At 58.5% G+C, this 24272-nt stretch carries 24 protein-coding genes, 2 tRNA genes, 1 other RNA gene and 2 pseudogenes; 21 read left to right on the forward strand and 8 right to left on the reverse strand.

Features of this window, described 5'->3' with window-relative positions; translation table 11 throughout:
* Positions 1-165 precede the first annotated feature (165 nt).
* A pseudogene (locus tag ACNKH3_RS08500) lies at positions 166-285 on the forward strand (IS982 family transposase); the annotation flags it as partial.
* A 251-nt stretch (positions 286-536) separates the two neighbouring features.
* Here the strand turns inward: ACNKH3_RS08500 and ACNKH3_RS08505 are convergent.
* Both ACNKH3_RS08505 and ACNKH3_RS08510 read right to left on the reverse strand, forming a co-directional pair.
* Positions 537-612, reverse strand: a tRNA-Phe gene (locus ACNKH3_RS08505).
* A gap of 67 nt (positions 613-679) precedes the next feature.
* A complete protein-coding gene (locus ACNKH3_RS08510; RefSeq protein ID WP_420208920.1) occupies positions 680-1714 on the reverse strand; it encodes a hypothetical protein in 1035 nt (344 codons plus the stop codon).
* A gap of 325 nt (positions 1715-2039) precedes the next feature.
* On the opposite strand from ACNKH3_RS08510, the gene ACNKH3_RS08515 reads away from it, so the two are divergent.
* From ACNKH3_RS08515 to ACNKH3_RS08525, 3 genes are all read left to right on the forward strand, one after another.
* A complete protein-coding gene (locus tag ACNKH3_RS08515) occupies positions 2040-4217 on the forward strand; it encodes an adenosylcobalamin-dependent ribonucleoside-diphosphate reductase (protein ID WP_420208921.1) in 2178 nt (725 codons plus the stop codon).
* A gap of 17 nt (positions 4218-4234) precedes the next feature.
* Positions 4235-5083 carry a HEAT repeat domain-containing protein gene (locus tag ACNKH3_RS08520; RefSeq protein ID WP_417916967.1) on the forward strand — a complete coding sequence of 283 codons (849 nt, stop codon included), beginning with the start codon at positions 4235-4237 and terminating at the stop codon, positions 5081-5083.
* 110 nt (positions 5084-5193) lie between these two features.
* Positions 5194-5697 carry an SEC-C domain-containing protein gene (locus ACNKH3_RS08525; protein ID WP_417916968.1) on the forward strand — a complete coding sequence of 168 codons (504 nt, stop codon included), beginning with the start codon at positions 5194-5196 and terminating at the stop codon, positions 5695-5697.
* On the opposite strand, the gene ACNKH3_RS08530 is transcribed toward ACNKH3_RS08525, so the two are convergent.
* Positions 5669-5884, reverse strand: a complete 216-nt coding sequence (locus ACNKH3_RS08530; protein WP_420208922.1) for a hypothetical protein — start codon at positions 5882-5884, stop codon at positions 5669-5671. The two genes, ACNKH3_RS08525 and ACNKH3_RS08530, sit on opposite strands and share 29 nt — an antisense overlap.
* A 61-nt stretch (positions 5885-5945) precedes the next feature.
* On the opposite strand from ACNKH3_RS08530, the gene ACNKH3_RS08535 reads away from it, so the two are divergent.
* Complete coding sequence (locus tag ACNKH3_RS08535) at positions 5946-7517, forward strand: diguanylate cyclase (protein WP_420208923.1); 1572 nt, start codon at positions 5946-5948, stop codon at positions 7515-7517.
* 4 nt (positions 7518-7521) lie between these two features.
* On the opposite strand, the gene uppP is transcribed toward ACNKH3_RS08535, so the two are convergent.
* Entirely contained in the window at positions 7522-8334 is an 813-nt protein-coding gene (uppP, locus tag ACNKH3_RS08540) for an undecaprenyl-diphosphatase UppP (RefSeq protein ID WP_420208924.1), read from the reverse strand.
* Positions 8335-8459: 125 nt separating this feature from the next.
* Between uppP and ACNKH3_RS08545 the strand changes: the two genes are divergently transcribed.
* From ACNKH3_RS08545 to ACNKH3_RS08570, 6 genes are all read left to right on the forward strand, one after another.
* Positions 8460-9368: a hypothetical protein gene (locus ACNKH3_RS08545; RefSeq protein WP_417916526.1), complete on the forward strand. Its 909-nt coding sequence runs from the start codon at positions 8460-8462 to the stop codon at positions 9366-9368.
* 40 nt (positions 9369-9408) lie between these two features.
* Positions 9409-10077, forward strand: a complete 669-nt coding sequence (locus ACNKH3_RS08550) for a hypothetical protein (protein ID WP_417916527.1) — start codon at positions 9409-9411, stop codon at positions 10075-10077.
* A 44-nt stretch (positions 10078-10121) separates the two neighbouring features.
* Positions 10122-10463: a histidine triad nucleotide-binding protein gene (locus ACNKH3_RS08555; protein WP_417916528.1), complete on the forward strand. Its 342-nt coding sequence runs from the start codon at positions 10122-10124 to the stop codon at positions 10461-10463.
* A gap of 42 nt (positions 10464-10505) precedes the next feature.
* On the forward strand, positions 10506-11267 hold the full coding sequence (locus ACNKH3_RS08560) for a succinate dehydrogenase/fumarate reductase iron-sulfur subunit (RefSeq protein WP_420208925.1): 762 nt from the start codon (positions 10506-10508) through the stop codon (positions 11265-11267).
* Between the two features lie 44 nt (positions 11268-11311).
* Complete coding sequence (gene tsaA / locus ACNKH3_RS08565; protein WP_420208926.1) at positions 11312-11710, forward strand: tRNA (N6-threonylcarbamoyladenosine(37)-N6)-methyltransferase TrmO; 399 nt, start codon at positions 11312-11314, stop codon at positions 11708-11710.
* Between the two features lie 111 nt (positions 11711-11821).
* Positions 11822-12994, forward strand: coding sequence for a multiheme c-type cytochrome (locus ACNKH3_RS08570; protein WP_420208927.1), 1173 nt, complete (start codon positions 11822-11824; stop codon positions 12992-12994).
* Between the two features lie 43 nt (positions 12995-13037).
* Here the strand turns inward: ACNKH3_RS08570 and ACNKH3_RS08575 are convergent, their stop codons facing one another.
* Positions 13038-13847 (reverse strand): formate/nitrite transporter family protein, encoded by an 810-nt coding sequence (locus tag ACNKH3_RS08575; protein WP_420208928.1) that lies wholly within the window; start codon positions 13845-13847, stop codon positions 13038-13040.
* A gap of 143 nt (positions 13848-13990) precedes the next feature.
* Here ACNKH3_RS08575 and tadA point away from each other — a divergent pair, with 143 nt between their 5' ends.
* The 10 genes from tadA to ACNKH3_RS08625 all read left to right on the forward strand — a co-directional run bounded on the left by tadA (position 13991) and on the right by ACNKH3_RS08625 (position 20723).
* Positions 13991-14506 (forward strand): tRNA adenosine(34) deaminase TadA, encoded by a 516-nt coding sequence (tadA, locus tag ACNKH3_RS08580; protein ID WP_420208934.1) that lies wholly within the window; start codon positions 13991-13993, stop codon positions 14504-14506.
* A 93-nt stretch (positions 14507-14599) separates the two neighbouring features.
* Positions 14600-14685: transfer RNA gene (locus ACNKH3_RS08585), tRNA-Ser, on the forward strand.
* A gap of 26 nt (positions 14686-14711) precedes the next feature.
* An RNA gene (gene ffs / locus ACNKH3_RS08590) (signal recognition particle sRNA small type) lies at positions 14712-14810 on the forward strand.
* A 25-nt stretch (positions 14811-14835) separates the two neighbouring features.
* On the forward strand, positions 14836-15672 hold the full coding sequence (locus tag ACNKH3_RS08595) for a M48 family metalloprotease (protein ID WP_420208929.1): 837 nt from the start codon (positions 14836-14838) through the stop codon (positions 15670-15672).
* 92 nt (positions 15673-15764) lie between these two features.
* On the forward strand, positions 15765-16370 hold the full coding sequence (locus ACNKH3_RS08600) for a hypothetical protein (protein WP_420208930.1): 606 nt from the start codon (positions 15765-15767) through the stop codon (positions 16368-16370).
* A gap of 458 nt (positions 16371-16828) precedes the next feature.
* On the forward strand, positions 16829-18112 hold the full coding sequence (locus ACNKH3_RS08605) for a hypothetical protein (RefSeq protein WP_420208931.1): 1284 nt from the start codon (positions 16829-16831) through the stop codon (positions 18110-18112).
* 53 nt (positions 18113-18165) lie between these two features.
* Complete coding sequence (locus tag ACNKH3_RS08610; protein WP_420208932.1) at positions 18166-18360, forward strand: hypothetical protein; 195 nt, start codon at positions 18166-18168, stop codon at positions 18358-18360.
* Complete coding sequence (locus tag ACNKH3_RS08615) at positions 18353-18607, forward strand: type II toxin-antitoxin system RelE family toxin (protein WP_417915744.1); 255 nt, start codon at positions 18353-18355, stop codon at positions 18605-18607. The genes ACNKH3_RS08610 and ACNKH3_RS08615 overlap by 8 nt, the downstream gene beginning before the upstream one ends.
* Before the next feature lie 28 nt (positions 18608-18635).
* The gene (dnaX, locus tag ACNKH3_RS08620; protein ID WP_417915745.1) at positions 18636-20393 is read left to right on the forward strand and encodes a DNA polymerase III subunit gamma/tau; all 1758 of its coding nucleotides are present in this window, start codon (positions 18636-18638) and stop codon (positions 20391-20393) included.
* A gap of 21 nt (positions 20394-20414) precedes the next feature.
* Positions 20415-20723, forward strand: coding sequence for a YbaB/EbfC family nucleoid-associated protein (locus ACNKH3_RS08625; RefSeq protein WP_417915746.1), 309 nt, complete (start codon positions 20415-20417; stop codon positions 20721-20723).
* 77 nt (positions 20724-20800) lie between these two features.
* Here the strand turns inward: ACNKH3_RS08625 and ACNKH3_RS08630 are convergent, their stop codons facing one another.
* The 3 genes and pseudogenes from ACNKH3_RS08630 to ACNKH3_RS08640 all read right to left on the reverse strand — a co-directional run.
* Positions 20801-21154: an ArsR/SmtB family transcription factor gene (locus tag ACNKH3_RS08630; protein WP_417915747.1), complete on the reverse strand. Its 354-nt coding sequence runs from the start codon at positions 21152-21154 to the stop codon at positions 20801-20803.
* A gap of 117 nt (positions 21155-21271) precedes the next feature.
* Complete coding sequence (locus ACNKH3_RS08635; RefSeq protein WP_420208933.1) at positions 21272-23953, reverse strand: CBS domain-containing protein; 2682 nt, start codon at positions 23951-23953, stop codon at positions 21272-21274.
* Positions 23954-24082: 129 nt separating this feature from the next.
* Positions 24083-24272, reverse strand: a pseudogene (locus tag ACNKH3_RS08640) (IS481 family transposase); the annotation flags it as partial.

Here is a 24272-nt window from a genome sequence, read left to right on the forward strand (position 1 = left end):
CAAGCTCAGGAGAAGGAAGACCAGCGTCTTGAGCAGCTCAACCTGTTTGAATAGCGGCTGCCTTCAGGCAGCTCAAGTTGTTTAACCGCTTTGAGCGGTTCAGAATCTCAAGCCACCGGCTTTGCCGGTGGTACTTGACTGATCACTTATGGTTCACCTTTACCTGATTTTTGGCATTTTCAACACCGTTTGATTAGAAAAATTTTGGCGCATACTGTCTGTGTTTTCCTTAACTTATCCTGCGATCTCCCTCCGCTTGATCTGGATGGGCTGGTTGCTGTATAAAGAGTTGTACATTAGGTAGGGCTTGTCTTGACGGATTTGAACAGCGGTGAGTTTTGACATGATGCGGATTCCGGGAGAGCGGGTGCGGGTACGCAGGCAGGTTGTTTTTCATACCTTATACCCGCAGCTATACCCGCTTCATGCAGCGGAAGTCAACGCACTTTTTTGGACGAAAACGCAAGAAAAGCCCGCTAAATTGTTAATGTTAGGGGGCTTTATCGGACAATCGCGGAAGCGAATAGACTACTTTATGGTGCCGAGACCAGGAATCGAACCAGGGACACACGGATTTTCAGTCCGTTGCTCTACCAGCTGAGCTATCTCGGCATTGACTGCTGTCAAAAACGATAAATAATATACCGCAATTCTGCCGTGCCTGTCAATCCTTTTGTGTTTATTTTTTTCCGCCGCCGAGCAGATCTCCGAGATCAATATCAAATTCATCCAAGGCTGTGCCGGTTTTGGACGCAGGCCGCAATTTTTTCTCTGCCACATTGGCTGTTGGCGGCAGAATGGGCGGGTCAAAGTCACCCAGCCCCTCTATTGCCAAGTCGGGAAGCGTGTCATCCGCGCGCTTGCTTTTGCCGCCTGCCGTCTTTTTGCTCGGCACTTGCTCTGGAGCACTTTCTAAGCTCAAGTCGCCCAGCCCGCTGAAGGAAAAGTCAACGTTCGACTCTTTTTCCGCCGCAGGCGGCATCAGCCCGTCAAGATCAAGTCCGCCCAGATCCAAATCCAGCGACGATTCCTTTTTCGCAGGCTTGACCGTTTTCTCCGGCTTGGCTGGCGCAGCGGCGGTGCTGTCGTCAAGATCAAAATCCAAACCTAAGTCATCCAGCCCGCCTGCGTCGTCGGAGGTCTCCGCAGGCAGCTCCACGCCTTTCTCCTGCCGGAGATTTTCCGTTTGTGGAGCAGAAACCGCCTCTTCCATTTCTGGAAGATCAAACGCAATTTCTTCTTTATGCTCTTCCGGTTCCGGTTCTTCATCAGTACTGCTGTCTGCGGACAAGTCGAATTCTATTTCCTGCGGCTGCTCAGAGGATATATCCAGACCGCTGTCAACGGTGTCAATGGAAAATTCAGTATCATTGCCGTCACTTACTTGATCATCTGCGTCGATGCCAAAATCCACGCCACCAGATTCTTCTTCGGAAGCAGAATTTTCTTCTTTGATTTTATCCTCATGCTCTTCTTCCGGATTTTTGAACCATAAAAAATCAGGCGATTCGCTTTTAAATACAACTCCTGACAACTCTTTCGCATCTTTGGCGATATTCTTTTTGCATCCTCCGCATGTTTCCATCTGATCAAAAGAGATGTAGCCGCATTTCTTGCAACGCATAATTTTTTGCCTGGCAGATAAAATTGAACAGGAAGAAAAACCGGCACGGCAGCCGGAAGAAAGGCAGGCCGGGCCGCCGGGAAATTGCAAGCAATCTCCTTACCTGCCATCATTTCACAGAGGCGGCGGCCTGTCAACAGCATTTTTTGGCCTGCGGCCCCCTTGGCGGCGTTTTCAGCCCGGATTTGCGCGAAGAAGCGAATGCGGCATTTTTTTCACTCGCGCCGGTTGACAAAAGCCCCTCATTTCTGAACGCATCGAAAACAGACGTTTTCTCTGTTTTAAGCAAAAATACAACCGGTAGCATGTTTTCAGCTTGAGTCTGCACAACATGTTGTGTTATAAGATTGCACAGCCGCCTGAGGGACAGGCGCCGACTCACTGCTTAAAAAGGAAGGAAGAGATGGGAAAAGAGATGACCAGGACTGTCGCGAAACAGTCCCTGACCGAGACCGCCGAGACCGTTTTGACCCGCCGTTACTACCTCAAAGACGGCCAAGGCAATGTGCTGGAGAACTGGGAATCGCTCTGCCGCCGGGTGGCGGACGCGGTGGCCGCGCCCGACCGGGGGCTGGAGGACTATGAGGCCCTGCGCGAGCAGTTCTTCCGCCTGATTTATCATCTCGATTTTCTGCCCAACTCGCCCTGTCTGATGAACGCGGGCACTGATCTCGGCCAGCTCTCGGCCTGCTTTGTCCTGCCGGTGGACGACTCGATGGACGGCATTTTCACCTCCATCCGCAACGGCGCGCTGGTGCACAAGACCGGCGGCGGCACCGGCTATTCCTTCTCCCGGCTGCGGCCCAAAAATTCGGCGGTGCGCTCGACGCAGGGCGTGGCTTCCGGGCCGCTCAGTTTTGCCGCTGTGTTTGACGCGGCCACCGAGACCATCAAGCAGGGCGGCAAGCGGCGCGGCGCCAACATGGGCATCCTGCGGGTGGATCATCCTGACATCATGGATTTTATCAGTGCCAAACAGGATCAGAGCAAATTCACTAATTTCAACTTCTCGGTGGCGATCACCGACAAGTTCATGGAAGCGGCCAAAAATAATCAGGAATACGACCTGATCGATCCTTCCAACCGCAAGGTGGTCTGCCGGATGAACGCGGCCAAGGTCTTTGATAAAATTGTTGAATTGGCTTGGCACAACGGCGAGCCGGGCGTTTTGTTCATTGACGCGGCCAACCGCGCCAACGCCACCCCGCAGCTTGGTGACTTCGAGGCGACGAACCCCTGCGGCGAGCAATGGCTTTTGCCTTATGAATCCTGCAATTTAGGCTCGATCAACCTCGGTCAGTACGTCAAAAGCGGCGCAGTGGATTATCCCCGCTTAACGCAGACGGTGCGGACAGCGGTGCGCTTCCTCGACAACGTGATTGACTGCAACCGCTTCCCGATCCCGGAGATTGCCGAGATGACCCGCAAGACCCGAAAAATCGGCCTTGGCATCATGGGAATGCACGATATGCTCATCCAGCTGGAGCTGTCCTACGGCGACGAGGCGGGGCGGGCGGAATCGGCTAAAATCATGCAGTTCATCCGCGACGAGGCCGAGGCTGCCTCCATTGAGCTGGCCGGGCTGAAAGGGCCGTTCCCGGCTTGGGATCCGCAACACAATCACTATCCGGCCCGGCGCAACGCGGCCCTGACTTCCATTCAGCCCACCGGCACGGTCTCGATGATTGCGGACTGCTCCTCCGGCTGCGAGCCATATTTCTCTGTTGTTACTGAAAAAAACGTCATGGATGGCGACCGTTTTCTGATGGTCAACAAGCATTTTGAGGCTGCGGCCAAGCGCGAAGGCTTTTTCTCCGAAGCTGTGATGAAAAAAGTGGCCCAGAGCGGCACAGTGCTCGGCCATGCGGAAATCCCGGAGAAATGGCAGCGCATCTTCCTTGCCGCGCAGGACATCAGCCCGGCGGATCACATCAAAATGCAGGGTGCGCTCCAAGCCAGCGGCGTGGACTCCTCAATCAGCAAGACCATCAATCTGCCTTCGTCGGCCAGCAAGGAGGATGTGCGCGAGTCCTATCTGCTCGGTTTCGAGCTGGGCTGCAAGGGCCTGACCGTCTATCGCGACGGCTCGCGGGACGGCCAGGTTCTCAGCACCGCCGCTTCGGCGGCCAAACAGCAGCAGACCGCCGTGGTTTCCACGCAGGGCGATGTGCAGAAAAAAGAGCTGCCCGACGTGCTGGATGCCAAGCGCTACCGGCTCAAAGACGCGGACGGCAATGCGGTCTACATCATTGTCTGCTTTGATGAGACAGAAAACCCGATGGAGGTCTTCGCCAAATTTCCATTTGACAACCGGCTGGATCTGAAGGATAAGTCAACCATGTGGACCACCACCTGCCGACTGGTCTCGCTCGCCCTGCGCTATCAGATTCCGATGGAGGAGATCATCCGTCAGCTGGACCGCTCCAGCGGCCACATGTTCGACCTGCCCGCCCAGCTCGGCAGGCTGCTGAAATCCTTCATGGCCGGGACGCAGAAGGGCTTCACCTCATCCTGCCCGGAATGCCCCGGCACCTTGGTCTTTGCTGAAGGCTGCGAGGTCTGCCGGGACTGCGGCTATTCGCGCTGCTCGTAATGAAAAGGAGAAATCAGATGATGACAAAGACAGCCCTGCGGATTGCCGCGCTGCTTTTGGCCGCCGCTCCGGCGTGGAGCGCAGGGCTGGTGACGGTTGAGGATGGCCTGCTGACCATGAAGGCCCGGAACATGCCGCTGCGGGAAATTTTGCAGCAGATCGCAAGTCAGGCTGAGGTGGAGATTGTTGTTCAAGGCGGAGCGGAGCAGACGGTTTCCGCTGATTTCAGCCGCACCGAGCTGGAAGATGCCCTGCGGCGGCTGACTCAAGATTTCAACAGCGTTTTCCTCTATGGCCCGAAGCGGATGAAAAAGGCTCTGCTGTACGCCAAAAATGCGCCTGCCGGCGGCAGGGCCGAGGGACAGCAGCAGGAGATTTTCCGCCCCGGCGGCACGGTTGCCGCCGCTCCTTCCCAGCCAAAAATCACGCCGGAACGCCAGGCGATGTCTCCTCCTCCGTCTGAGGAGCATGACGGAGCAGAGCCGGAATCTCTTGCCGAGCTGATGAAAAGCGACGATCCGGCCTTGCGCGAGGAGGCGGTTGGGATGCTTGCTGATTTGGAGGACGGCGGCGGTGTCAGCCAGCTTGCGGAAATGCTTCTGCATGATGAGGACAGCGGCGTGAGGCTGCTGACCGCCGAAGTTCTGAGCGGTTTGGATGACCGCAGAGCTGTTGCGGCGCTGGGAAAGGCGTTGGAGGATAAAAACGCCGAAGTGAGGAATATGGCTGTCTATGCGCTGGGCCAGATCGGCGGCGCGGAGGCGGTCGCTTTGATTAAAAAAGCGCAGAAGGACAAAAACCAGGAAGTCCGGCAGGCGGCGGCGGATGCGCTGGAAATGGCGGCTGAAGTCAGCGGTGGTGAATGATGAGCAAGTCGCGGCTATTTTTCCTTTGACAGCCGCCCAGCTTTACAGGATGATGAAAAAATACGCCGCTGCCTCTCCGGCGGCGGCCTGCCTTTCTTTTCGCCGTGCTTATGAGCAAAATCAGCCGCAACCAGATCTGCCCCTGCCGGTCAGGAAAAAAATACAAGCACTGCTGCCTGCCGCTGGTGCAGGCCGGTCTGCCGGCCGCGCCGGTCCGGCAGGAAAAAATTTCGCTGCTCGGAGAAGTGGCGAAACTTCAGCGCGCTGTCCAGCAGCGGCAGGAAATCTGCCGGACGCTGGGTGTGTTCATCTTTTTCAGCACTCAAGACGGCGATGCCTGGGTGCTGGAGACCACGGAGCGGGATGCCTTTCAAGCCGCAGCCGCTGGCCAGCCGCTGCCGCCGCCAGTTCAGGAGCAGCTTGACATAATTGAAGTTGACTGGAGTCACGCTTTTGCCCTGCGCGACCGCTGCTTGGTGCTGACGAATCACGCCGACGGCGTGGAAAAAGTGCTGACGGCGGCTCCGGCTGAGCAGATCAGCGCGGCGGTCCGCCGCATCAGCAGGCAATATCCAGCGGAGCTGCTCAGGCAGGTGCATCTGCGGCAGAGCTGACAGTGCCGCCCGTCCCCGGCAGCTGCTTCTGATGGATGGCATCAGTAATGAATTCAAGCAGTTTTTTGCCATTTTCCCAAAGACTTCTGGCCTTGATCTGACCGACCCGCCGCTTGCGCCGCTGATTTTCTTCGCAGAAACCTTCTTGAAATTCATAAAAAAAGTGGGTATAAGAAGGGGAGTACAATTTATTGTACTCTTTGACGGCTTATCCTGCGCCGTCAGCCCTTCATCTGGACCGGAGCGGAATGATCTCACGCATCGTGCATCTGGCGGCTCTGCACTGCCGCTGTCGGCAAGACAAGCTGAACATGCGGCTGTCCATCAAGAGGACCGTCCAAAAAAACAAGAAGCTGATCATCTGCCTCAGCCTGATTGTCCTCGCTGTTGACACGGCGTTTCTCGCCATGAGCTTCATATCGCTGCAAGAAACCCTCTTCGCCACCCTGCTGCAAAAGGCGGAGCGGCACGAGGAGGAGTTCAAGCTCAATTTGAAGATGGTCTACAGCAGCATGCTGCAAATGTCCAGCCTGATCAGCAGCAACAGCAATGTGCGTCAAGCTCTTCTGCAGGAGCGGAGCGCGGCTGTCCCGCTGCGTCCGCAGAACGAAAACGGGAAAGAGGGGCAGGGCGGAACGCTGAGAAAAACGTATCAATTTGGTTCGGTCGAGGACAGGCCGCAGCTGCTTTCCGACAACATGCAAAGCTACACTTGGCTGCACGGAGTGTCACCGGTCTGGGCTGTGGACCCGGCGAGCAAGGAAAAGGTCTATGTCGGCGCGCTTGACATCAGCACCTCATTCCGGCAGATCGTGCCGCTCTATTCCAAACTGTTCCGGGTTGAAGCCGCCGTTCTGCTGCACAAAGACTATGTCAGAAGCCGGATGTGGAATCCGCAGACAAAATCATATTTTGAGCAGCATCCGGAGGCGAATCATTATGTGGAGGCAGTCAGCTCGCCGGAATCCATGAATTTGCTGCGGCAGATTCTGCCGAAAATTTTTGTCCGCAGCGATTACAAACTGGACCGGATCGAGATGGTGCATCAGGACAACATCTATTATTCGGTGTATTACTTTCCGCTGCCGGACGCGCAGGAAGACACGCTGCTCACCGCTCCGGCAGGCTTCATGCTGATATGGGAAAATGTCTCTGAGCAGGTCGGTCACGCCGCCTTCAACTTTTTCGTCAACATCATGCAGGCTGCGGCCGCTTTTGTGCTGATCGAAATTGGCCTGCTCTGGATGCTCAACCGGGAAACCCGGCTTTCGGCTGCTGAGCAGTGCGCGGCGGTGGATGAGCTGACCGGCCTCTTCAACCGCCGCTACTTTGACGAGCTGCTCGACAATGAGCTGCATCGGGCCGTCAAAAGCCCAAACACGCCTCTGTCGCTGATTGTTTGCGATGTCGATTATTTCAAACGCTACAACGACACGTACGGCCACAAGTCCGGCGACGACTGCCTGCGCAAAATCGCTGACTCGCTGCGGCTTCAGGCCCGCCGCAGCAGCGACTGCGTGGCCCGCTACGGCGGCGAGGAGTTTGTGATCGTCCTGCCGCGCACCGATCTGCACGCGGCGGCGGACATCGCCGAGGCGGCCCGCAAGGCGGTGCAGGATCTCGCCATTCCCCACGCCAGCTCCGAGGTCATGCCGGTGGTCACGATCACCCTCGGCGTGGCCTGCACGTCATTTCTTCCCGACTATGAAAGTCTGTTCGAGGCGGCGGACCGCAATCTCTATTTGGCCAAAAACAATGGCCGCAACCGGGTCGAACCGGTCAAGGTCGCCATTCCGCCGCGCAGGCTGCCTGTCCTCTGAGCGGTCAGAGGAGGAAGAGTATCGCCAGTCCCAGCACAGCGCAGTATCCGGCGAAAACATGGAGGGAATGCCTGCTCAGGTAGCTGATCAGCCAGCGGATGGCGATGTAGCCGGAGATCATCGCGGTAAGGAAGCCGACCAGCAGCGGCGGCAGGAACTCGCTGACATTGTGCAGGCCGAGGAGATCCTTGACCGCCAGCACCCCGGCCCCGATCATCACCGGCACGGACATCAGGAAGGAGAAGCGGGCGGCTGAGGGCCGGTCGAGATGCCGGGTCATGCCGCCTGCTAAGGTCGCGCCGGAGCGGGACACGCCGGGCAGCAGAGCCAGCGCCTGCGAAAAGCCGATCCAGAGGCTGTCTTTCCAGCCGATCTCCTTCAGCGTGCGGCTGCGGCGGCCCGTCAGCTCGGCAATAAGCAGCAGCCCGGCAGTGCAGAGCAGAAACACGCCGGTCATTTTCGGGCTGGCAAAGGCCTGCTCGACCAGATCCTTGCAGAGCAGGCCGATGACCACCGCAGGCAGGGTGGCAAGAATCAGCCACCAGCCCATGCGGGCATCTGCCTCGGCAAAAGGCTGCCGCCGGGCCAGGCCGCGCAGGAAGGCTGTCGTGATCGCGGTCAAATCCTGCCGGTAATAAACCAGCACGGCCACCAAAGTGCCCATCTGCACCAGCACATCAAAGACAAAAGCCTGTTCTTTTGGGAAATGCCAGCCGAGCAGATGCGGCACCAGCACTAAATGGCCGGAGCTGGACACAGGGATGAACTCGGTCAGGCCTTGGACAAGGCCAAGGACAAAGGCTTGCAGCAACGTCATAGCGGCTCCTGAAAAAGGGGATTGGAAAAGCAAGTCGGGGCCAGTCTATGGAAATTTCAGCAGATGGTCAAGCGATGAAATCGGGAAGGGCTTGACGGCGGCCCGGCGATGTGCGAAAATCCGCCATGCCTGACACCCTCGCCCATTTCGGCGTGCAGATCATCGCCAGCAAAGCCCTGTTCCGGGATGCGGATGCCCGTTGGATCGGCCTCGGCTGCCTGCTGCCTGATCTGCCTTGGATTTTTCAGCGGGCCGCGCTGGCCTTGGGCTGGGCCGATCCAGTCGGCCTGCGCCTCTATGCGGTCATTCAGTCCAGCCTCTTCTTCAGCCTGCTGCTGGCCGCCGCCCTCAGTCTGCAAGCCGCGCAGAGCCGCCGCATCTTCCTCCTGCTGGCGTGGAACTGCCTGCTTCATCTGCTGCTCGATCCGCTGGAAATCAAATGGGGCAACGGCAGCCTGCTCTTCGCGCCTTTTTCTTGGCAGCTGACTAACTTCGCTCTGTTCTGGCCGGAAGAGCTGCCGTCCCGTCTGCTTGCGCTGCTGGGCCTGCTGCTCTTTCCTGCCGCAGCTTGGCTGGACCGGCAGCGGGAAATCCATTTCATCCGCAGCAAAGAGCGGCAGGGAGCGAGCTTTCTGCTTCTGCTGGTCTATCTGCTCTTGCCTTGCGCCCTGTTCAGCGGCCCGCTGGCGGCGGACAATCACTTTGCCGCCACCCTGCTGGCCAAAAACCGCAGCGGCAGCTGGATTGAATTCGACCGCAGGCCGTATCAGGCCGAGGAACAGAGCATCGTCGCTTATTCCGGCGAGACGATCCGGCTGATCGTTCCTTTCGGCAGCCTGCCCGCGCAGGATGACGGCACGCTCTCCGGGCGGGGCCGCTTCCTCAATCACAGCGAGGTGCTGCTGGCGGAATGGCATCTCCACCGCAGCCGCAGCGGGCGCGACCTGCGCTCGCAGATTGGAATTTTTTTGCTCATCGCTGTCTGGTCAGTTGCGATTCGCGCAAAACGTATTACTATACGCAGGCCCTGCTGAAAGGGCCGCTCGTCCCTGCACTCTTCAACACTGCGCCGCCATGACCCGCTTGCTCCGCTCCGCCGTCCTGCTCTGCCTTGTCAGCTTTCCCGCCCTTGCCGCCGCCGCGCCGGGGCCTGCCGCCAGAGCGGCGAAACATCCGCCGCAGGCCAAGTCTGCGAACAAGCTGAAAGCACTGCCGGTGACGGTTGCGCTGCCGGAATCCGCCCTGTTTCAGACCCTGAGCAGCCTGCTGCCCCTGCCGCTTGAACACCGCGCGGGCCAGCAGCTCCAAGGCAGCGTCACGGTTGACTCCATCAGCAGCCTGACTGTGGACAAAGGGCGGATCATCGTCAGCGGCCTGCTCTCAGGCCGCAACATGAGCATGAACGCCGATGTCGGCGGGCAGAGCATCCAAATCCGGCTCGGCAGCCTGAGTCTGCCGACAGTCTGCGAGCTGACTGTGCGCTTCGATTCGGCCAAGCAGCAGCTGCTGCTCACGCCCCGCTTTCAGCGTTCGGCTCAGGGCAACGGCGACGCGGATGAGCCGCTGCTGGCCCTGCTCAACAGTCTGAGCAAGCAGTACGAGGTGCCGCTGCGCAACTTCATGCCGATCAACAGCGAGATCGGCTCCGCCAAAGTGCATCTGCGCATGGAGCCGCTCGACATCCGGGCTGAGGACGGCGCGGTGACCCTGCGGCTGCGGCCTGTGGCCGGAAAGAGGCCCTGAGAGCCGCCCGCTCATTTTTTTTAATCTTTTTCAGGAGAACGCGTATGGCTGACAACTGCATTTTTTGCAAGATCGTCCGAGGGGAGATTCCTGCGGCCAAGCTCTATGAGGACGAGGAGCTGCTGGCGTTCCGGGACATCAGTCCCGCCGCGCCGCTGCATTTTCTTGTCATTCCCAAGAAGCACATCAGCGGGCCTGCCGCCGTGACCGCCGAAGACGAGCGACTGATCGGCAGGATGCTGCGCATCGGCAGCGAGACCGCGAAGAAGGAAGGCATCGAGGACTTCCGGGTGGTCTTCAACAACGGGGCGCAGGCCGGGCAGACCGTGTTTCACATCCACATGCACATTCTCGGCGGACGCGACCTGAACTGGCCGCCAGGCTGAACCGGGCAGACCTCTTGCGCAAACCAGCAGCGTTTAGTGTTCATGACACAACTGCTTTCCCTCACCATCAAGGTCTGGCGGCAGGCTGGGCCTGACCGTGCGGGCGCATTTGAGATTTGCCGTCTGCATGGCCTCAGCCCGGACATGTCCTTCCCGGAGCTGCTCGATGTCCTCAACGCCCAGCTGACGCGGGAAGGCCGCGAGCCGGTGGCCTTTGACAGCGACTGCCGCGAAGGCATCTGCGGCGCTTGCGGGGCTGTGATCGACGGCCTGCCGCACGGGCCGGAACGCGGCGGCACGCTCTGCCAGCTGCACCTGCGCCATTTCAAGGACGGCCAGACCATCACGGTGGAGCCGCTGCGGGCGAGAGCCTTCCCGGTTGTGAAAGATTTGGTCGTTGACCGCTCCGCCTTTGACCGGATCATCCAGGCAGGCGGCTTTGTCTCGGTCAACACCGGCTCCGCGCCGGAGGCCAACACCCTGCCGGTGCCGCAGAATATTGCCGAGCAGGCGATGGACGCGGCGGCCTGCATCGGCTGCGGCGCCTGCGTCGCAGCCTGCCCGAACGCGGCGGCCATGCTCTTTGTCTCGGCGAAGATTTCTCAGCTCGCCCTGCTGCCGCAAGGCCAGGCGGAGCGCGCACGCCGCGCTCTGGCGATGGTCGCGGCAATGGACAAGGAAGGCTTCGGCGGCTGTGGCAATCACCGCGAATGCGAACAAATCTGCCCGAAAGGCATCTCCATCCGCAGCATCGCCCGGCTGAACCGGGAATGCCTGCGCGCGGCGGCAGGCGGGGAGGAGTGAAGTCCGTCCGCAGCCTTCAACCCCATTTCAGAGAGGTCACATTCATGCAGCAGGCTGAAGTCCGTTTCATCGGCGTGGTTCATTGCGACATCCTCCGCCCGGAGGACGCGCCCGCCTTTTACGATCAATCTGAGCGCGGCGGCGTGCTGGAAATTTTCCCCGAATACCAAGACGGGCTGGCTGGCATCGCCGCCGGGCAGACTGTCACCGCCCTGTTCTGGCTCCACCTCGCCGACCGCAGCACGCTCAAGGTCTATCCGCGCGGCGACAAAACCAAAGGCCTGCATGGCGTGTTCGCCACCCGCAGCCCGATGCGGCCCAATCCCATCGCGGTTTCCGAGCTGAAGGTGCTGGCCGTGGACGGTCGCAGGCTGGAAGTCTCCGGTCTGGACATCATCAACGGCACTCCTGTCCTCGACCTCAAAAAGCGGATGAAACATTGACGGCGACCGCGCTTCCCGCTTGCTTTTCCATCTGACCGCAGTACAATTCCGGCACATTTCCGTTCTTGCAGCAGCAACAGATATTTTTCAAATTCAAAGGAGAACGCAGCAATGAAGCCCAGAGTCCTCGCGCCCGCAGCAGCAGTCCTGCTCATCAGCCTCTCCGCCGCCGCTCAGGCTCATCAAATGCCCGAAGGTGCCGCGCCGCTGGAGAAGTCCGAGCAGTGCGCCGCCTGCCACCCGGAAATTTACAAAGAATGGCAGGAGTCCTACCACGCCAAGTCCTCGGTGCATGAGGACTCCGCGCATAAGGCGGTGCATCAGGCCTTCAGCAAGTTCCTAACGGATCAGGGCAAAAAGCCGAATTACCACTGTGCCAACTGCCATGCGCCGATGTCTGACAATCTGAAGGAGCTGATGAGCGGCGAGGCTGAGCCGGACAGCGGCAACTGGACGCAGACGGACGGAGTCGGCTGCGCCTTCTGCCACCGCATCGAGGCGGTCAGCAAGGGCAAGAGCTTTGATCAGTATCAGCTGAACAAGGACGGTGCCTACCACACCAGCCGTCTGGCCAGCGGCAAGGCACCGCATCCCGCCGGGCAGTCGCCGCTTTTCGCTGACGGCAAAGCCTGCATGGGCTGCCACAGCCAGTATGTCAACCCGCATGAGGTGCCGGTCTGCGCCATGACCGAGGAGGGAACAGGCAACTGCGTGACCTGCCACATGCCGCAGGCCGACGGCCCGCCAGCGGTCGGTTCGGCGGCCAAAACGCACATTTCGCACCGGATGCCGGGCGGCCATGATTTAGACATGCTGCAAAAGGCGGCGGCGCTGGACGTGCGGATTGAGACCGCAGGCAAGGAGCGTTCCGTGGTGGTCGAGGTGAAAAACACCACCGAGCACACCTTCCCCTCCACCAACCCGATGCGGATGGCCTTTGTCAAAGTGCGGGCCAAGGACAAGGGCGGCGCGGTGATCTGGGAGAATTTCAAGGAGGATCCGCTCAAAGAGGACAAGCAGGCGGTCTTTTTCCGGGCCTTCCGGGCGGGCGAGCGGGTCGGCGTGCCGACGTGGGAGGCGGAAAGTCTGGCCTTTGACACCCGGCTGAAGACCGGCGAGACCCGCCGCCTCAGCTATCCGATCTACAGCCCGGAGATCAGCGAGGTGGAGGCGGAGGTCATTTATCTGCTTTTCCCGCCCAAGGCTCTGGACGGCTTCAACATTCCCAAAGACGGGGTGAACGACAAACGCTATTCGGTGGCGAAGAAGACCGTGACGCTCTGAGGCGGGAGAACCGGCTGGCCGCAGCGGCCAGCCGGGGGAGGAGTCAGGCGGGCCTTCTGGTTTTGCGCAGATAGGCGACCCAATAAATCGCGCCGACCTGCACCGCGCCGCCGATGATGTTGCCGGCGGTGGACATGATGATGTTGGTGACCGAGCCGAAGCAGGAGACCAGACTGTTGTTGTCGAGAATCAGGCCGTAGGGCAGGAAGAACCAGTTGGCGATGGAATGCTCGAAGCCGATGGCGACAAAGGCGGAGACCGGCAGAAAGATGGCCATAATTTTGTCCATCACGCTGCGACCGCCCATGGCCAGCCAGACAGCGAGACAGACCAGCGCGTTGCAGAACATGCCGCGCAGGAAGGCCTCGCAGAGGGTCAGATTGGATTTGGCGGCGGCGATCTGCACCGCTGTTGCGCCCACCGCGCCATCGTTGATGTCAGCGACCCCGGCCAAAACCACCAGCACCACCGTGGCCAGCGCGCCGACCACATTGCCAATGTACGAAAGCGTCCAGTTCCGCAGCACGCTGCTCGCGCGGATCTGACCGCTGGCCCAAGCCATGGTCAGCAGGTTGTTGCCGGTGAACAGCTCGGCGCCGCCCACCACCACCAGCACCAGGCCGAGGCTGAAGCTCAGGCCGCCGAGCAGGCGGGTCGGGCCGAAGCCGAGGCGGGAGTCCGTGACCACCACGGTGAAAAAGAGCGAGCCAAGGGCGATGAAGGCCCCGGCCAGCATGGCCAGCACCAGCAAGGTGAGGGTGTCGGCATTGGCCTTCCGCACCCCCATGCTTTCAACCTTGCGGGCGATGTCGTCCGGCGAGTAGGCATCGCCATAGTTCTGCGCGGTTTCCATCAACTCTCCTCCTTGTTTTTGCTTGATGTCGGGCCGACAGACGGCCATGTTCATTTGGGATGATAGGCCAATTCAGTCGTAATGATACCTCAGGCGGCGGCAAAGAGGAAGCGATAGCGGAGAAAATCCTTCCTGCTTCCGCTCTGGAGGCGCCGTGCGCCGCAGAGCAGAAGCAGGACCGCAGCCTGATGCGGCTGGCCTTGGCCTACGCCGCCCAGGCCGCCGCGCTTGATGAAGTGCCAGTGGGCGCGGTCATCGTCAGCCCGGAGGGCAGGCTGCTGGCCGGAACGGGCAACTGCTGCATCGCCGCCAATGATCCCACCGGCCATGCGGAAATCCGCGCGCTGCGGGCGGCGGCGGAGAAAGTCGGCAACTACCGCCTGCCCGGCTCCACCCTCTACGTGACGCTGGAGCCGTGTCCGATGTGCGCCTCGGCGCTGCTCCTCGCCCGCGTCAGCCGGATCGTCTTCGGCGCGGCGGATCCGAAAAGCGGCGGCATTCAATCGGTGTACCGCATCGGCGGCGACGGCTGCCTGAACCACCGCTTCAGCGTCACCGGCGGGGTGCGGGCCGAGGAGTGCGGCGGCATTCTCCGGGAATTTTTCCGGCGGCGGCGCAAAAAGAACCGCGACGCTATTTTTAGCTTGTTAAAAAATTGAACTCGGTTTAAATAGATGTGCAAGCAGCGTTGCCGCAAGGCGGCTGCGGAAGGTGAGAGCAGCTTTGTCCCGACTGTTGCTTTTCACAGCTCAGGAGAGGTGACCGAGTGGCTTAAGGTGCACGCCTGGAACGCGTGTGCACGCAAGTGCCGTGAGTTCGAATCTCACCCTCTCCGCCAATTTGATAAGCGACCCCAAGTTTGACAGCCGGGTCCTGCACAATAAGAAATCGTGAACCCCGTCAGATCCGGAAGGAAGCAGCGGCAGCGACCCGTCTTATGTGTTGCAGGAGTGCCCGGCTGTCTTTTTTTTATTTTTTCCATGCCGTGATGAAGTCTTTTCTTCTGCCCCTGCTTCTGCTCCTGACCTTCGTCGGCTGCGAGAACATTGACACCCGGCTGGTAGTGGAGGCTGGTCTGGACGCAGTGACCGCCGCCACCCTCAGCGACGAGCAGGTGCGGCTCTACGCCAGTCAGGCCGCCGAGCAGGCGGACAGCGCGAATCAGCTCGCGCCGCTGGACAGTCCCGAAGTCAAGCGGCTGGCCGCGTTGCTCAACGGCCCGCTGCGGGCGGACGGCCAAAGCTATGATGTGCAGATTTACCTGACCGACGAGATCAATGCCTTTGCCATGGCGGACGGCTCCATCCGTCTCTACAGCGGCCTGATGGAGATGATGGACGATCAGGAGCTGCTCTTTGTCATCGGCCATGAGATGGGCCATGTCGCCCGCAAGCACATCCGCAAGAAGCTGATGCTCGCCTACGCGGCCAGCGCGGTGCGCAAAGGCGTGGCCGCGCAGCAGGACGGCACGGCGGGCGAGCTGGCCCGCTCGGCTTTGGGCGATTTTGCCGAAGTCCTGCTCAACGCCCAGTTCTCCCAGCAGGAGGAGCGCGAGGCCGACGACTACGGTCTGGCCTTCATCCAAAGCCGGGGGCAGGACGGCGAGGCGGCGGTCATGGCCCTGCGCAAGCTGGCCGCGCTGGGAGCCAGCCATCATTTTCTCTCCAGTCACCCGGCCCCGGAAAAACGGGCCAGCCGCCTGCGCGACCGCTTGGACGGCAAGGCGGTGGATGAAGAGCCAAGCGGTCTGGCAGCGGTCTGGATTTGGCTGAAAGACAAGCTGGCCCTCTTGGTCGGCTTGCTGCTGACGCAGCTACAACAGTAAAATGCGCCGGAGGAAATTATGAACTGGGTCGGTATGATCAGCAATCCGCTGCTGCAAAGTCGTCCGTGCAAGATGGAGTCTGAGGTTTGATTATGCCCTACAGCGATTTCACCTTGAAGAAAGCCAAAGAGCAGCTTGGCATAAAGGTGGTGGAAGATCAGGATTTATTCGCTTCTGTCCCGGAGATTTCCATCAGTGAATATCTGTCGGCAACACTGAAATACAACGTTCCTGTGGCTTTGGCTGTCGGCACGGAGAAGATACGTTCCGAGCTGATTATTGCCAATGTTCTGCTGGACGTGCGGCGGCTGATGGATGATCAGATCAGTTTATTTTCCGGGGTCAATCTCGATATTGACAAGCAGAAGGAGCTGAATGGCTTTTGTGATTTTGTCATCAGCAAGTCGCCGGAGCAGTATTATCTGAATGCGCCGCTTGTCGCCATTGTTGCGGCGAAGAATGAATACATAGGCGGCGGTTTAGGCCAGTGCATCGCCGAGATGTTTGCGGCGCAGATTTTCAATGCGCAGGAAGGACGGCCTCTGCCAAAGGCCTACGGCGCGGTGACAACGGGGAATGCTTGGAAATTCTTGAAATATGAGAATGGCGCGGCATACATTGACCTGCCGGAATATCATATAGCCAATCCGGGCAAGATTGTCGGCATTCTCGCGGCGATGGTCAGACTGGAGGCGTAAGGAGCCAGAGAGCAAGAGCGTATGGTATTTATCTCGCTCTTGCAGGAAAAAATCACGAGGCTGATGTTTTATCGCAGAGGCTTGCGTTAAAGTTGCAGGCTGTTGATTTTTAATCGCAGGCGCTGGAAGCAAGGAATCGTGGCCTTGCGATAAAAAATCAGAGGCCCGCAGGAAAGAATCTGCGTCGCGCAGGAAAACTTACGCCCGCCGATTTTTAATATCGGGCGGCGGATGGAAAAAATCAGGAGGCTGTGATTTCGGTGACGGGGATGAGGAGCAAGATTGCTGAACTGGCAACAGCGGGCGGCGAGCTGGACGCAGCAGGCCGAAGAAGAAGGATAAGCCGGTGGAGCGAGACAGCTCGGCAACTTGGCAGAGGTTTAATTTTTTTATCCCTGCGTGAGTTAGGGGAGTGCTTCGCTCTCTTGAATTGACGTTACTGATTAAAGGTTTTCAATATGCCCGCAACAATCTTCTACTCGTGGCAGAGCGATTCAGACAAATCAGTCAATCGCAATTTCATTGAGGATGCACTCAAAAAAGCCATTCGGCAACTGAACCGCAATGAAGATGTTCTTTCGGCAATGCGTGATGAAGACAGCGTGGAGCTTGACAAAGACACGCAGGACGTTCCCGGCAGTCCTCCTATTGTTCAGACGATTCTGGAGAAAATATCCAACGCTGCGGTGTTCGTTCCTGATTTGACTATTGTCGGGAAATCTTCTTCTGATCGTCTATTGCCCAATCCGAACGTGCTGATTGAATACGGATGGGCTTTGAAATCTCTTGGACACGATCGCATCGTTTCTGTTGTCAATAAGGCGTTTTGGAATCCTGCGCCGGAGAACATGCCGTTTGACATACGACATATGCGCCACCCAATCACCTATCATCTTTCCGAAACAGACGGGCCGGAGCAAAAGAAGAAAGTCAAAGATGAACTCGCCAAGAAGTTGGAATATGCGCTCGCTCTTGTCTTTAATCAAATGCCATTAGAGGATGCAAATGCGTTCGTCGGTCAACTCGCAACGTTTAGCCCATCAGCATTCTGGGAGAAGGGCGAGACATTCAGTTTCAACAACAAGCGCATTTCGATACCTGATGTTCCAAGGATGTTCCTTCACCTCATTCCAAATAAACCGCTGACCTCGATTGAAACAAACACACAAGCATTAGAATTAATTAAGACTGCCAGCTTGCAACCAATGAACAACAGAGATGGATATCTCCAATATTGCAGGAATAAGTATGGATCATTTTCATTTTCCATAGAAAAAAAGCAGGTATATGAAAATGAAGCAGACCTGATAAGACGCTCTAAAACAGTTAGATGGCTATCTCAGCTATTTAAAACAGGGGAAATTTGGGGGGTTGATTGTTTCACACTGGATACTCTCAACAGAGATCAACTTTCTCCGTCAGGATACTTTCCAAGCGATTTTTTTGAGGATATCTTTGTTAATACACTCGATAGTTATCTGAAGTTTGCGCGTGAAAAACTTCAGATAACTCTCCCTCTGAAATTAATTGCTGGTGTTGACAATGTCAAAGATTTTAAAATGAAAATAAATTCAGGACGTAATAGTTATTGGTTTGAAGGAAATATTGTTGATGAACACCTCATCAAGAAAATAACAATTGACAACTACGACACGCCTCCTCGATTAATTCTTATGCCATTTTTCAAATACGTGTGGGAAGAATGCGGACTGACTCGCCCTGACAAGGAAAGTCTTGGTTAGCAGCGTAAATTCAATAGAACCTTGGCAGTTCACTTGATATTAGGAGAAAAAATATGGCTCTGTCAGAGATAGGCATCATAGAACGGCTTGATCAGGAAGACAAGGAGAAGGTTTCGTACTTTATTCGCCTGCTGCTGAACAAGTCAAAATATCAGCAATTAAAGAAAGAAGTTACAACTCGACGGGAAGAAATAAAATCTGGCGAGACAATATCGCATGAAGACCTGTGGAAACAGATGAATGTTTAAGATCATCTACGCGAAAAGCGTCTTCAAAGATTTGAGAAAGATCGCTGCTGATCAGCTTCCTGTCATCAAAGAAGGAATTGATGATCTTGATAAATTTCCTAATATTTCTCAATTAAAACATCTGAAAAATCACTCTGTCGCAGAGTATCGGCTGCGTGTGGGCAATTACAGAGTGCTTTTTGATGTCAACTGGGAGCAGAAGGAAATACACATTTTAAAGATAGGACATCGGCGAGATGTCTATTGATCAGAATTTTTCTATCCTCTGAACCGCCTTGTCCTACCTCGTCCTTGCCCGCAAATCCCGGCCTCAGAATTTCGCCCAAGTCGTCGGCCAGCAGCACATTGTCCGCACCCTCCAGAACGCCTTGCTGCGGAGCAGGGTACCGCACGCCTTGATCTTCAGCGGCGTGCGCGGCACCGGCAAGACCACCTTGGCCCGCATCATGGCCAAGGCCCTCAACTGCGAAAGCGGCCAGCCACCAGAGCCGTGCTGCGCCTGCCGCTCCTGCAAGGAGATCGCCGCTGGCAGCTCAGTTGATTTGCACGAGATTGACGGCGCATCCAACCGGGGCATTCAGGAAATCCGCGAACTAAAAGAGAATATCCGCTTCATGCCGGTCATGTCGCGCTTCAAGATCATCATCATTGACGAAGTGCACATGCTGACCACCGAGGCCTTCAATGCCCTGCTCAAGACCTTGGAGGAGCCGCCCAGCCACGTCTATTTCATGTTTGCCACCACTGAGCTGCACAAAGTGCCGGTGACGATCCTCTCCCGCTGCCAGCGCTACGAGCTGAAACGGGTGGCGAGCAAAGAGCTGGCCGCGCATTTCGCCCGCCTGGCGGAAAGCGAAGGCATCACGATGGAGCCAGCCGCCCTGAACATGGTGGTGCGGGCCGCTGGCGGTTCGGTGCGCGACGGCCTTAGCCTGCTCGATCAGCTCTTTTCGTATTGCGGCGAGCAGGTCACGGCTGCTGATGCCGCTGAAGTGCTGGGCATGGTCGGCGGCGATGTCATCGCCGGGACTGCCAAGGCTCTGCTGGCCCACGATCTCGCCGCTGCCTTGGAGCGGCTGGAGACCGTGACACGCTCCGGCATGGACCTCAAACGCTTCATCAACGAGCTGCTGGCTTGGTTCCGCAGTCTCGTGGTCTGCGCGGTGAGCAAGGATCCGGCCCAGCTCCTTGACCTGCCTGCGGACGAGCTGGCTCTGCTGCAAGAGACTGCCGCCAGCCATTCGGCTCAAACGCTTTTTCTGCTCTTCAACCTGCTCATGGACAGCTTGGAGAAGGCGGCGTGGTCGTCGCGGCCCCGCTTTGCCGTGGAGATGGCTTTCATCCGCGCGGTACAGGCGGAAGATGTCGTGCCAGTGACCGAGCTGCTGGGCCGCTTGGACAGCATCCTCGCCGGAACGCCGCTGCCGCAGGCAGCAGAGCCAGCCCCGCTCTACGAGAAAAAAAAAACTGTAGCTGCTGAAAGCAAGCCGCCGGAACCTGCGCCAGCACTGCCAGCGGAACCGCCGCCTGCTCCGCCCATGCCGGAAGAGCCGCCGCATCCGGCGGAGCAGCATCAGGCCGCGCAAAAAGCTGCGGCAGGCGGACGCGACATCCGCAAGGACTGGCCGGAATTCATCAAATCGGTCAAGAAGCCGTGGATCGCTTCGGCCTTGAGCAAGGCAGCCTCGGCCAATCTGGACAACGGCAAGCTGATTCTCAGCTACCATGATTCAGCGGAATGCAGCACGCTCAAAATTAAAGAGCAGTTAGCCGAGCTGACCGCGCTGGCCAGTGATTTTTTTCAGGAGAGCCTGCGCGTTGTCTTTGATGAGCCAAAAGCCTGTGGCCTGCCGACGGAATCCGGCGGCGCGGACGCGGTGCGCAAGGAGCGGCAGGCACTGGCCAACGATCCTCTGGTGCTGATGGCGGCGGAGATTTTCAACGGCCAAGTCAGCGACATCCGCATCGGAGCGCAGTACCGGAAACCGCTGGCAGCAGCTGAAGAGGCGGCTGACGAAAGCGATGAGGCGTAACCCCAAAAAAAGAGAGAGAAAATGAATTTGTCCGAGATGATGAAGCAGGCCAAGGAGTTTCAGGAGAAGATCGGCTCAGTGCAGTCGGATCTGGCTTCCAAGAGCGTCCTTGGTGCAGCGGGCGGCGGCATGGTTACTGCAAAGATGAACGGCAAGGGCGAGCTGATCGGCCTGACCATTGAAAAGGAGATCATCCGCCCGGAAGACGCAGAGATGCTGCAAGACCTGATCGTGGCCGCTGTGGCTGACGGCGCGCGCAAGGCCTCTGAGCTGGGCCGCAGCGAAATCTCCAAGCTCACCGGCGGCCTGAAGATTCCCGGCCTTTCATAATATTCTGCGGGGACGGATTTTTTCGCCCCCCGCAGAATCACCATCTATGGCACAGGCCATTTTTTCATGATGCATTGTCAAAGCTGCTCTGCTGTCAGATTGATCGACATCTGCGGGCTGCAAGCAACATTCCCTGTCCCTTTTGTTTTCAAAACCGCCTCCACGCAGTCCATGAATTGCAGCACGCAGGGCACCTTCAGCCGGTAGAAGACCTGTTTGCCGCGCTTCTCGTCCTCGACGATGCCAGCCTGTTTCAGCACGGCAAGATGCTTGGAGATGGTGGAGAAGTCAAAATCCATCGCCTTGACAAACTCGCAGACGCATTTTTCTCCGCCTGTGAGCTGCTCGGCCATCCACAGCCGGGTTGGGTGGGCAAGGGCCTTCAACACCGCAGCCTTGGCCGCGTACCGCGCTTTTTCCTGTTCGTTCATACGGATATGCTCCATTGATATTTGGCATGATTGCCGCCTGCCAAGCCCTGTAATGCAGGAAAAAAGCAAGGGAGGAACTGCACGACAAGGGCTGACTGCGGGATAAGCGGATCGTTGTCAGCGGCAAGAGACTCTTCGCACCAGCTCCACGGCCTCTTCCCGGCTGCTGATTTCGCCGTTGAGCTGGGCCTCGATGACCTGATTGAGAAGGGGACGGAAGCGCGGCCCAGGCTGAAGGCCCAGCTCCAGCAGATCCTGCCCGCTGATGAGCGGGCGGATATCGCGCAGGCTGGTGACGTAGCGCGAGACCGCCTGCTGAATGTGCTTCTTCCTTGCAATCACCATCAGACAGAGCAGGCCCTCGTTGTCCAATTCGCGCAGCAGCCGACAGGTTTCGCTTGGCTTGAGGAAGGGGCGGCGGAGCATTTCTGCGGCAATCTGCTCGCTCTTCGTCTTGCGCTCAAGCAGGAGTCTGCGCAGGCGGGGCGGTGCTTCAAAGCGGTCGCAGAAGCGGCGCAGCTCTAATTCCCGCGAGCGGCTGAACAGGGCGAGCAGGCGCACCGTCCAGCACTCGCACTGCTTGTCCTTTTCCGGCAGATAGAGCAGGCGGAACCAGGCAATGGCCTTCTCCGCCTGGGTCATGAGGTGAACAAAGCGGCGGTCGATCTTCAAGTTCGGACGCAGGTCAGGCCAGAGCAGGGGGAAAAGGCCGAAGCCTTCCAGCCGCCGCAGGGCCGGGAGCGGGCTGTCTTCGGAGAGCAGCAGCTTGATCTCGTTGAAGAAGCGCAGGCCGCTGAACTTCTCCGGCGGGTGCATCTGCACTGCGCTGCGGATCAGCTTCTCGGCATGGCGGGCGATGCGGAAATCAAGGCGCTGCTCGAAGCGCACAGCCCGGAAGATGCGGGTCGGATCTTCGACAAAGCTGAGGTTGTGGAGGACGCGGAGCTGCCGCTCTTTCAGGTCATTCTGCGAGCTGAAGTAGTCTGCCAGCAGGCCGAAGCGGTCCGGGTTGAGATGCGCGGCCATGGCGTTGACCGTGAAGTCGCGGCGGAAGAGGTCGAGCTTGAGCGAGCTTTTCTCAACGACAGGCAGGGCCGCCGGTTCGGCATAGTATTCAAGGCGGGCCGTGGCCACATCGACCCGCTGGCCGTCAGGCAGGATGACCGTGGCCGTGGCGAACTTCTCGTGCGTGCGCACGGTTCCCTGCCTGCGTTCCGCAAAGGCTTGGGCAAAGAGGATGCCGTCGCCCTCAATCACCACATCAATGTCAAGGTTCCTTGTTTGCAGGAGCAGGTCGCGGACAAAGCCGCCGACCGCGTAGGCCCGCATTCCCATGCCCTGCGCGGTCTCGCCGATCTCCCGCAGCAGAAGAATGATCTCCCGGCCCAAGGTCTCAACCATCAGGCGGCTGATGTTGCGGCTGCGCTCCGCTGAAGGATGCTCCTCCTCGCGGAGCAGGCTGCGCGGCAGGCGGGCCGGATCGTGGGCGAGCAGGTTGAGCAGGTCGGTGCGGGTGATTACGCCGCAGAGAAACTCCTCCCCGTCCTCCTCACGGATGACCGGTGCCAGCCGCTGCCGCCGCTCAATGATCAGCTCCTGAATTTCGGCCTGGCCCGCGCTCTCAGTCAGCGTTGCCAGCTCAGTGCTCATGTAGTCGCTCACCGGCGCGCTGCCGAGCTGGTGGGCGATGCCCTTTTCCGCAATCCGGCGCGAGATCATCCCCAGCAGGCCCTTAGGCCGTCTGCGCTCGCTGTTGTCGCGCACCACCGGCAGCACAGTCAGATTGTAGCGCGTGAGCAGCTCGCTGGCCTCGCGCAGACTGACTTCCGGGCGGACGGTGATCACCGGCGAAGACATGATTTCGCCTGCCAAAGCCTTGGGCCGCACGCAGCGGTAGAGCAGTTGCAGCAGCTCCTCTTCGGCCTCGAAGATGGTCTTGTCGCTGATCACTGCTGAAGCCGCCGCCGCATGGCCGCCGCCGCCGAAGGCGCGGGCCACGTCCCCGGCGTTCACTTCCGGGATGCGGCTGCGGCAGATGAGGTAGAGGCGGTCGTCCATGCCGACCAAGGCGAAGACGGCATCAAGGTTTTCCATCACCATCATCCGTCGCACCAAGGCCGAGAAGTCGTCAGCGTAGTGCGGCAGATTGAGTCGGCTGACCGTGACTGCCACGGCATTGATGGTGTACACGGTCGAATTCTTCAGCAGCTGGCTGAGATGCGCGACCTGCTCCGCAGACAGCTCGCGGCTGACAAAGTGGTTGACCAGATCCAGCTTCGCCCCTTGCTCAATCAGCCAGGCGGCGGCGCGGAGATCAGCTGGCGTGGTGCCTGCGCAGAGGAAGGAGCCGGTGTCTTCATGAATGCCGATGCTCATCAGGGTGGCCTCGTCCGGCGTGAGGCTGATGCCGCCTTCCTGCAAAAGCCGGGCGAAGAGGGCGGCGGTCGAGCCGAGCAGCTCCACCACCTCGACCGTGCCGCGCAGGTCGCCGGGCGCGTCCGGGTGGTGGTCGTAGAGGTGAATCTCCAAGCCGGGATTGAGCAGGCATTCCTGCACCCGGTCAAGGCGGTCGGGCTGGCGCGTGTCCACCACGATCAGGCGGCGCACCGCGCTCAGGTCAAGCTCCTTCAGCTTCTTGAAGTCGTAGAGATGGCGGAGGTCGGCGGAGAGGTACTCGCCCAGCCGCCGTTCAGCAGCCCCGGCAAAGACCAAGGCCGCGCCCGGATAGAGCTTCCGCGCCGCGATCATCGAGGCGAGGCCGTCGAAATCGGCGTTGATGTGGGTGGTGATGAGGTCCATGCCGCCCAGTGTACCTGATTTGGCGGGATGGGGAAAGGGGCGGCAGAGGATGTTTCATGGCCTGATCAACTGGAGGGTACCCATCAGGCATTCTGGTGGGTACCCTTGAGAGTAACTGATGGGTACCCACTAACGTGTCTGATGGGTACCCTGTAGATTGCCTGATGGGATCCCTCCAGTGTCAAGACCCGGATGATTACACTCCGGCTTTTTAAACAATTCAGGATGAGTTTTCCTCCACTTGCTGAGAGCCTCCATCGGCGTGACATGACCGAGGTTTCTTTGAGGAATATTGGAGTTGTAGATATGAAGATACAGG

The sequence above is a fragment of the Candidatus Electronema sp. JC genome (assembly GCF_048287365.2).
Classification (GTDB): domain Bacteria; phylum Desulfobacterota; class Desulfobulbia; order Desulfobulbales; family Desulfobulbaceae; genus Electronema.